Raw genomic sequence first — 8,846 nt, 5'->3', positions numbered from 1 at the left:
CGAGTTCAGGCTCAAGCGCCGGATCCTTCAGGAATAGTCCTACAATCCCACACATAAAGTCGTTCCCTCCTTTTTCTTGTAAAGAAAATATCATTAGCAATGAGAAAATAACAAGCGAAAAGTTCGGTCATGCCGCTTGGATGTTATAAAGTAACTTCCTGGCACGAGACATTGATCTTCATCCGCTAGAGGACAGAGAAGCCCGCAACGGCCCGCGACCTGTTATCTCAAAAAAAATTCCTCAAAGGAATTTTAAATCTATTTTATCCCTTGCGCTCTAGAAGCGTTGCGAGCGCGATGGCCCACCCCAATAAACTTCGCGCTTTCAAATAATCCGAACTCGGAAGCCGCCATGGACGAGTCGCTTGCCGAATTGTCTGCTCCTGAGATGGAAGCGGCGCCTTTTGACGACGCATTGGCCGCCACGCTCGATCAATCGAGGCATCTCGTTGCGCAGGCAGCAACCTCCGTCGCCAGCCAAATCCGCTTGATCGAAGAGATCGAAGAGCGCTCGCAACGCCTAGGCGCCTCGGTGACAAAGGCAGACGACGGCCTGAAAGGGTGCTCTCAGCTTACGACCGTGATCGAAGCCGAAACCCGGGATTCGCTCGACCGCTTGGTCAACGGAATTGATGGCGACTTCGATCAGCTCCTAGGCGCTATTGCCGACAAGTCGAGCCGCGCCCGCGCCGTACTCGGCGGAATTCTCGAAATCGGGCGGCAGATCAAAATGCTCGCGATCAATGCCCGGATCGAAGCGGCGCGCGCCGGCGAAGCCGGGCGCGGCTTTATCGTGGTCGCCAACGAGGTCGGCAAATTGGCCGAGACGACCATGGCAGGCGCAAGAGAGATCGAGGCGTTTCTCGATTTCTCGACAGTCGAACGCCAAGCCATCGACGCGGTGGGCCGCGTTCGGGAGGCCGTGGGCGACATAAGAACGACGAGCGAAGCCTCGCTTGGCCGGATAGCCGACCGCGTCCAAGAGCTCTCGGTCGGCCTCGGCGAGGTCGCCGCCAACAATACGGTCATTCGCGAGCTCGACGACATGCAGGCGACGATGATCGCGCGCGCGGGCGGTAAGCTCGATTGGGCGGGCAAGGAGCTGACCGCTGTCCAAGCGGCGATGCAGAGCGCATCACCCTCGCACGCTTTCGAGCGCATCGTCCGGAAATGGCATATCGAGACGGACGACGTAGACCGGCTCGAAACGATCCACCGACGCGGACGGCTTCGCGTTGGCATCGAGCCAGGCTTTGTTGGGCTGTCGTTCCGCCGGCGCCCCGGCGAGCCCTTGAGCGGGCTCGATGCCGATTACGCCCGCGCCTATGCCCGTGCGATCGGTGTCGATTGCGAATTCGTCGAACACCCCTGGGACGTGCTGACCGAGCTTCTTTACGTCGGACCGAGGCCGGACGAGGAAGCCGTCGATGTGGTGTGGAGTGCGCTTCCGCCAAACGTCGCCTATCGCGGCGTCGCCTATTCCGAGACCTATACCTACCTCCCCTTCATCCTTGCCCGCCGCAAAGGCGATCGGCGTATTAGCGGCATACGCGACCTGGAAGGGCTCGTTCTTGGCGTCATCAATGACCCGGGCGCTTTCCAAGTGCTCGAAACGGCGGGATTGCGCTGGGGCGCCAATCGAAACAAATCTGGCGGTCAGGTCACGCTCGGCAATCTGATCGCCTATTCCGACCAAGGACGCATTCATGATTGCTTGGTCGACGGCAAGGTCGATGCGTTTTGTGTCGATCTGCCCATCTATCATTGGGCCGCAACCGACGTGACGAGCCCGTGGTTTGGCAAGATAGACGTGCTGCCCGGCAACATTGCCTCGACTTATTATTACTATACTGCCGCCGTCGCGGCGAAACCGAATCGGCTTTCTCTGCTTGCCAGCATCAATCGCTTCATCGAGGCATTCCGGCGCGACCCCCGCCGGCGCGAGATCGAGCTGAAATGGCAAGGCAAAGTCTATTCCGGCCGAAACAGCTACCGCGATGAGCCGGGCGAGCTGATCGGCGAAGCCGAACTTGCCGGGCTTGCAAGTCGGCCCGGCACAGCCAGCACGGATCCATCGGATGACGCCGAAAGCTCCGTCGCTTTTGCCGCCAAGGCAAGTTGATCACCGCTCACGCTTCAGCTGTAAGGACACGATAGCTGGACCAATGCGCCGATGGATGGCGCATCGGCGCCTGGTTTTTCGGCGCGTCTTAGGATGCCGGATTTACGCAAACTGTGCGACGCCGGTGCGGTGTCTCGGCGTCACGGATCTGGGCGCGCATCAAGAGCGCGGCGCCGAAGCTATAGAATTTTGTACATTGCTTTAGTGAATCGCCTTTAAGTGAATTATCGCGTAGCATGAACGGACAGGTTCACATCACGGAGTATCAGACATGATGTCCGATGCGATGAATCTTGTCAGAACCATTGATGGTGTGGTGCGCGTCACCGACGATGAGGGCGAAACACTCATCACCTTTACCGGTCATGATTTACAGGCCTGGCGCCGGTTTCAACTGGACGTGCTCGAAGACTTCAACATCGTCGTCACTGACAACGACATGCCCGTGCAGCTCTCGAAAACGATCACCGGGCCGAACAGGCGCGACGATCGGTTTGTGCCATCCGGCTGAGTGCTTAGCGCCCGCGTGTATCTGCCCGGCATAAGCATTCTTGCTGGCGGACGACGGGCGCTGCGACCGCCAGACTTCCTTTCAACGCAAGCGTCTCAGGTTTTCATTTGCCGAATCGTTTCCACGACGATGCGAGGCGCATTGGTCTCGCCGCTCTTGGCTATGGCAAAAACCTTTCGAGCGATCATTTCCTCGCGCTTCGGATTGCTGCCCCTCGGAATGCGCAAGCGCCGCAGAACCTCCTCAAAGGCCGCGGTGATCGCAGCCACGTCTTCCGCTTCAAAAGCACTGTTATCGAGTAATTTCCGTATCGGCATATGCCACCTCTGACACCTGCCCATACAGTGCGAAACTGCGTCTTCGCTATAAACTAAATTAACGAACAAGGCCGGGCGCATCATTCAATTGTCACGATATCGCGACGGCCAGCGGTCCTCTGTGCTGCCGGCACACGCAAAGGCCGGCGGAACCCAACCCACACCCTTGGAATTGAGGGCACGGCCAATCTAGACCTGAAGAGGAGGCGAGGATGGACTGGAACCGCGTCGAAGGAAACTGGAAGCAGCTGAAGGGCACGATCAAAGAGCAATGGGGCCGATTGACCGACGATGATTTAAACAGAATAGCCGGCAAGCAGGACCAGCTCGAAGGCCTGATCCAAGAACGCTACGGCCTCGCGCGCGATCAGATTCGCAAAGACATTCAGCACTGGTACGATCTGCAGAAGTGGTGATTGGGATCTCGCCGCAGTTCCGTATTTATCGCAATTATTAAGCATCGATGCAGCCCGGGCCTCGGGCGCGCATCGGTGCTGTATGTCTGGCTTTTCCGCTTGAGGAACATCTCCTGCCTAACGTAAGTTATAAGCTTACAAGGTATTAGAAATTAACGATTTGCGGTCATGAGCTATCGAGAAATCGCTGTGGCCGTCCGCGACTGGACCGCGGCGCACGCGCTAAGGCTCACAACGTGTTGGGCGGGCGACGAGATGCTCTGCGCCGATCTTTCAAGTCCGGATGGCCAAAGCTTCAGGATTGCGATCGATAGACCCATCAATGGCGTGACCGGCGTCCATCTCGTTTGCGTGGAAGGCTGGACGCAAAACGAACCGCGTCAAAACTGGGTGGCAGAGACGGCCGACGTGCGGGAAGCTCTCGAAGAAGCGCTCGCCGAGGTCCTGCGGCGGATGATGCTCAGATGGTGATTCCGCGAGGCGGAATTCCGACTGTCAGGGAATTGATCGCCGTAGACTGTGCCGGCTGAGAACATTATGTGAACATAGAAGCAATGAAGTGGCCATATCGCCGCCAAAAGAGGAGAAGGATTTTGGGGAACCTGACGAGGCTTTGCTTCGCGAAGGGAAATCCTAGCCGAGCACGGCGGCGACGCCGGGCGGCGATCCGATCCCTATTGCAGGCCCGTCTCCTATCTGGAGACGGCGCGGGACCGGGCTATAGCGCTTGTCGCATGGCTATGCGCGGGGGAAGCTCAATTAGTGGCGATAACCTCGCGACCTATCCTTATGTCACCGGCTTGCCTGCATGTGCTCACGTCGTGGGCGATATCGATATGCGGGACCTTCTCGAATACCTGGCCGCCGACTGCAAATGGTGGCACCCGCTTCATCCCTATCACAAGGGATGTTATCGAACTTGGACCAGGAAGACCGCCGCCCGATTTGCCACCGCGTGTAGTTTTGTTTCGTCCAAAGAAAGCTTGGTAGGAGGCTTATCAACAGATTTCGTGCATCGACGTATTGAGTGATACTAATTATTGCGTTGTTCTTGCAGTTGTTGAAGTAACCGCGCCAACGAGCGCGGTTTTGTTATGGGCAATCCATCATGTCCAGCTCAGAAGATTCCAATGCAATTTGGCTTCCTGTGATCGGGCGGGCGCTAGCTTTTTTGTGCATGCAGCAAGTGGCGCACACTGAGCAAACTGTCCTTGAGAAAGCGATATTTCTTGAAAACCTTGGGGTGCCGGAAGCCGAAGCAGCGGTAACGGTTGGTAGCACTTTAGCGTCGATCCGAGAGATGAAGCGCCGGAAAAAGGGGGCTAAGCGTGGCCGCAAAAAGTAGTGCAGTTCCGGACCCATTGGAACGAATCGCTCGTCTGCTAGCGATCATCGCCACGAAAGAGTTAGACAATGCAGAGGCGGCGCGACGGCTTCTCGCGGTGGGTTTCGACGCAAAACAAATCGGCGAATTACTCGGCCTGAGCGCGAACTTCGCTAACGTCGCCAAATCACGTGCGCCAAAAACCAAGGCTAAGGCTAGCGGCTGATGGCAAAAATCTCACCAGCTTTACTGGTCCTTTTGCAAAAGCGGATGGGGGCCAAGCTCCGCACGGTCTACGCAGCAATACAACGGACCGCGGTTGCCAACCGTGTAACCAATGACCTGGGTGCATTATTACTTGCCGGCGAACATGGTATCAGTTACTCGCGTTACGCCACCAGAGAACAAATGGAAGCATTGCGCGTTGCGCCGTCGCCTGCGCCGCCGCCCGCTTCCACTCCGAAAGACGCTGTAAGGGCACCATCGCGAAAAGCTCCTGCTGCGAAGAAGCAAATAGCGCCTGATAACAATTCAATCTTCGTTGTGCACGGCCGCGACTCGGACCTAGCCGCCGATTTATTTGCCTTCCTCCGCGCAATCGGCTTGCATCCCCTGGAGTGGAGTCAGGCTACAAGGGCTGCCAAAGGTGCTAATCCTCATGTTGATGACATCATAAAGAAATCAATGGAGACGGTGCGGGGTGTGTTGGTGTTGTTTTCTCCTGACGAAGAAGCGAAGCTCAAGAAGAAATTTTGTAGTGGTGCGGACCTTCGAAAAGGAGTTGGAAACTTGCAAGGTCAGTCACGCCCGAACGTCATTTTCGAGGCGGGCTTAGCGCTCGGCGCACATTCTGAAAAGACGATTCTGGTCCAGGTCGGTGAGGTCAGGGAAATAAGCGATATCGCTGGTAAGCACCTCGTGAGCCTCTCAAACGATCCCGAAGATCGCAAAGAACTCGCTCATCGACTGAAATCGAAGTTGAAGTTCAATGTCGATTTATCCGGCGGCCATTGGCTTACGCAAGGCAACTTCGACCGATAAACAAAGCGCGGCGCAATGGATGAAGCGGACAACTGGCCTCTGTCACACTATAATCCTGGCCCGCGACTTCATCTCCACGCCCTGGGTGTTATCGCCGTCACTTTCGCGGCTCTGAGTCTAGTCTAGAGGGTTTGATTTTCAGCGTCGCGAAGCGCAAGAACGCGGATTCGAGCGCGCCGAGTTTTTCGGCTCTGTCTAAAAAGAAGAAAATTAGTGCGATGAAAAGTTTTGTCGCTGCGCATCACAAGCGCGACGATGTTATCGCGTCGATGGACAATCTTGTAGACTATTTCGATTGGTGCCAGAATTGCCGGAATCAATTGCTTCATGCGGCGAAGTATCCCGCGCTCTTTCATGAGAAGGATACGATGTACCTAACGAAGCGGAAGCGCAAAGGATCGTCAAAATACGGCTATATCAAGCTTACGTTACAGGAGATTCGCGACATAGCCGAAAAGGTGCGAGCGGGAGTCGTACAATGCGCCGATCTTAGCATCTATCTAAGGCACGAAGGCGTACCACGTCACAAGATAAACGCCGTCTACTGGCCTTACACAGAGTCGTTGCCTGCGATGCTTATCGTGCCGAAGCCATTAGAATTGGCCTTGTGGTCCGAGGCTGATGAGTAGGTCCTCGCACCGCGAGATTTTTTTATAATCAGGCTTTCTCTTTGATCGGAAATAACATCCGAATATAGCGTTCGAGGACGATGCGAATAGCCTGTGCGCAATACCAGCGGACCGCACGCGCCGGATTCTTTAAGGCGCGATGTTGATAAGCTTCAGCCAAATCCCCAAGCACCTCCTCCGCTTCGTCTATCGGCAGTGCATTATCGATTAGCTCTTCAGCCCACCCGGGCGGAGGAATCGGGGTGTTTGAACGGTGCAAGACGAGCTTTTCGGTTTCAATGAACGTCCCCATTGCAGGCTCATCGTCGAAGCTACCCGGCTCCATTTCCTCAAAGTCGAGGTCTACCGGGTCGGTGGGTGGATCCACAACCCCGCCGAATGTCGATTCTCCAAATGTCGATCCTCCGAACGCGCCTTGTCCATAGGTGCCCTGACCATAGGCGCCTTCTCCGACCGGCGACTCCGCAAAACTCCTATTGAAGCTCGGAAACGAAGACCCTTCTGACATGCTTACTGTAGGAGAAATTGAAGAGCCTCCTATAATGCTGACAGTAGGGGGAATCGAAGTCTCCGTCATGCCGAGAGCCGGAGGAATCCAAACCGGAGTCGTCTGGGTGACCGTTTTGATAGAGATGTGCTGCGGAGGCTCAGGGCGATTCTTGTCGGACATTATAGTTGCCCTTCCCCTGCTGCCTTCGGCAAAAGCTTGCCAAGCCCTGCAAAAGTCGCACGACTGCGATTTAATGACTCGGCAAGCGCAAGTCGGCCTTCGCCTGTGACCTCATAGAAACGCTTGCGCCGTCCGCCCCTTTCCGCCGATGGTTCGCCCATCTTTGAGGACAAAAATCCTTTTCGTTCGAGCCGGGACAGCGTGACGTGGATTGTCCCGTAGCCGATCTCGCGACCTGCCCGCTTGCTCACCTCGTCCATTACCGAAATGCCATATGCATTTCCTTGTAGACGAGCGACCGCTGCGAGGACGGGAAGCTCAAACTTGCCGAGTTCGGCCATATCCTAATCTCTGATATCAGTTATTCTCGTATTACATATGGCGATGCCAATCATTTGTCTAGCGATTCCTTCTCGGAAGGGCCTTCGGCTACGGCCGTCTTAGGCTAAGATATTGAAATCCTTGGCGCTCCCTAGGGGACTCGAACCCCTGTTTTCGCCGTGAGAGGGCGACGTCCTAGACCGCTAGACGAAGGGAGCGGAAGACAGCGCTTCTATCGCGCGATCTGCGCCACTGCAAGGGCCGCAGACCTCAGCGGCCTGTCCCGTTCGTCATTTCGAGGCTGGCGTCGCGCGGCTCTTCGTCCGGCGCGGCGAGATTGGGCGGCGCTTCACTCGCCGCCTTCGCCAAGCGGACGATGGCCGCTCCGACCTCGCTCACCTCCTGCCGCAGCGAGGCATTTTGTTCTGCCTCGGAGCCCGGCTGATGTTTACCGCGCGCAACGCGGGCTTGCGAAAGCTCGGATTCGAGCGTCTCGCAGCGCCGCCGCGCGGCCTCGAGCGCCCCCTCCTGGGCCGCGAAGTCCGAACGCAGAGCGTCATATTTCTCGTTCAGGGCGCGCTCGGAGGTACGGATTTTTTCCATCTGCTGATCGCGTTGCGTCAGGATTTGCGCCTCGCGCTGCTTGGCGTCTTCAAGCCCGGCTTCCAGCACGCCGATCTTGATGTTCGCTGCCCGCAGCTTGCCCTGATCGGCATCACGCTGCTGGCGCAAGTCGTCGAGTTCCTTGCCAAGCTGCGCCACGCGGGCGCTTTCGGCATCGAACTTCTTTTGCAGCACTGCGTAATTGCCCTCGAGCACCTCAAGGTTGCTGCGCGCCACGACGAGCGCATCGTTCAACCTCGCGGCATGGGCGGTGCGTTCGGTAAAACGCTTTTCCGCCTCGACCAAGGTCCGGCTGACATCGCCGAGCCGCAGTTCAAGGCCGGCGGCGCGTGCGTCCGCCGAGGCGTGGCTTGCGAGCCGCTCGTCGGCGACAGCCGAAAGCATCTGATGCGCCTGGCTGAGCTTCGCCAGCTCCTCTTGCTTGGTCTTATAGAGGCCATCGGCGTCATAAAGCGCCGAGGCGAGGGCGCCGTGCTCGCTGGCGAAGCCGGCGATCTCATGCTCCGCCTTGGAGAGGGCCTCGACGGTGACGCGAATCTGCTCGCTTTGATCCGCCACCTTTTGCTGCATTGCCAAAAACTCCGCAGCGCGGCGGCCGAGCTCGCTGCGATCGGCAGCATGGGCCTGCGTCGCCGCGGCAAGGCGCATTTCGAGGCGCCGCTGCTCGACCGCGAATTCGGCCCGTAGGTGATCTCGGTCGGCGAGAATTTCTTCAACAGAAAGAGGAACTTGTGTCTCAAGCCGGCGGCGCGTCAGGCGCAGCGCCCGGCTCCAGAAGACCGGCGCGAAGGCAAGGGCGATGAGTCCCGCAACCAGGAACCCAAGCGCAAAAATCATGGCTTGTTCGATCACGCAGCTTCGCCCGCCGGAT

11 protein-coding genes and 1 tRNA gene are annotated in these 8,846 nt (G+C 57.2%); 7 read left to right on the top strand and 5 right to left on the bottom strand.

Annotated features, from left to right (window positions below):
* Positions 1–352 precede the first annotated feature (352 nt).
* Both Q0025_RS06365 and Q0025_RS06360 read left to right on the top strand, forming a co-directional pair.
* Positions 353–2,122, top strand: coding sequence for a methyl-accepting chemotaxis protein (locus Q0025_RS06365; protein WP_297297151.1), 1,770 nt, complete (start codon positions 353–355; stop codon positions 2,120–2,122).
* A gap of 271 nt (positions 2,123–2,393) precedes the next feature.
* On the top strand, positions 2,394–2,633 hold the full coding sequence (locus Q0025_RS06360; protein ID WP_297297149.1) for a hypothetical protein: 240 nt from the start codon (positions 2,394–2,396) through the stop codon (positions 2,631–2,633).
* Between the two features lie 95 nt (positions 2,634–2,728).
* Here the strand turns inward: Q0025_RS06360 and Q0025_RS06355 are convergent, their stop codons facing one another.
* Positions 2,729–2,950 carry a hypothetical protein gene (locus tag Q0025_RS06355; RefSeq protein WP_297297147.1) on the bottom strand — a complete coding sequence of 74 codons (222 nt, stop codon included), beginning with the start codon at positions 2,948–2,950 and terminating at the stop codon, positions 2,729–2,731.
* A 212-nt stretch (positions 2,951–3,162) separates the two neighbouring features.
* On the opposite strand from Q0025_RS06355, the gene Q0025_RS06350 reads away from it, so the two are divergent.
* The 5 genes from Q0025_RS06350 (at position 3,163) to Q0025_RS06330 (ending at position 6,360) form a co-directional block, all read left to right on the top strand.
* Positions 3,163–3,366 carry a CsbD family protein gene (locus tag Q0025_RS06350; protein WP_297297145.1) on the top strand — a complete coding sequence of 68 codons (204 nt, stop codon included), beginning with the start codon at positions 3,163–3,165 and terminating at the stop codon, positions 3,364–3,366.
* Between the two features lie 168 nt (positions 3,367–3,534).
* Positions 3,535–3,837 (top strand): hypothetical protein, encoded by a 303-nt coding sequence (locus tag Q0025_RS06345; RefSeq protein ID WP_297297143.1) that lies wholly within the window; start codon positions 3,535–3,537, stop codon positions 3,835–3,837.
* 857 nt (positions 3,838–4,694) lie between these two features.
* Entirely contained in the window at positions 4,695–4,916 is a 222-nt protein-coding gene (locus Q0025_RS06340) for a hypothetical protein (protein WP_297297141.1), read from the top strand.
* Positions 4,916–5,731, top strand: a complete 816-nt coding sequence (locus Q0025_RS06335; protein WP_297297139.1) for a TIR domain-containing protein — start codon at positions 4,916–4,918, stop codon at positions 5,729–5,731. The genes Q0025_RS06340 and Q0025_RS06335 overlap by 1 nt, the downstream gene beginning before the upstream one ends.
* Positions 5,732–5,949: 218 nt before the next feature.
* Positions 5,950–6,360 (top strand): hypothetical protein, encoded by a 411-nt coding sequence (locus tag Q0025_RS06330; RefSeq protein WP_297297137.1) that lies wholly within the window; start codon positions 5,950–5,952, stop codon positions 6,358–6,360.
* A 28-nt stretch (positions 6,361–6,388) separates the two neighbouring features.
* On the opposite strand, the gene Q0025_RS06325 is transcribed toward Q0025_RS06330, so the two are convergent.
* The 4 genes from Q0025_RS06325 to Q0025_RS06310 all read right to left on the bottom strand — a co-directional run bounded on the left by Q0025_RS06325 (position 6,389) and on the right by Q0025_RS06310 (position 8,812).
* Positions 6,389–7,030: a hypothetical protein gene (locus tag Q0025_RS06325; RefSeq protein ID WP_297297135.1), complete on the bottom strand. Its 642-nt coding sequence runs from the start codon at positions 7,028–7,030 to the stop codon at positions 6,389–6,391.
* Positions 7,030–7,371, bottom strand: coding sequence for a PadR family transcriptional regulator (locus Q0025_RS06320; protein ID WP_297297133.1), 342 nt, complete (start codon positions 7,369–7,371; stop codon positions 7,030–7,032). The genes Q0025_RS06325 and Q0025_RS06320 overlap by 1 nt, the downstream gene beginning before the upstream one ends.
* 122 nt (positions 7,372–7,493) lie before the next feature.
* Positions 7,494–7,569, bottom strand: a tRNA-Glu gene (locus tag Q0025_RS06315).
* A gap of 52 nt (positions 7,570–7,621) precedes the next feature.
* Positions 7,622–8,812: a hypothetical protein gene (locus Q0025_RS06310; RefSeq protein ID WP_297297131.1), complete on the bottom strand. Its 1,191-nt coding sequence runs from the start codon at positions 8,810–8,812 to the stop codon at positions 7,622–7,624.
* Positions 8,813–8,846: the final 34 nt, after the last annotated feature.

It is taken from the genome of uncultured Methylovirgula sp., assembly GCF_947646745.1.
Taxonomy (GTDB): Bacteria; Pseudomonadota; Alphaproteobacteria; order Rhizobiales; family Beijerinckiaceae; genus Methylovirgula.
This window is presented reverse-complemented; position numbering and strand designations above follow the sequence as displayed.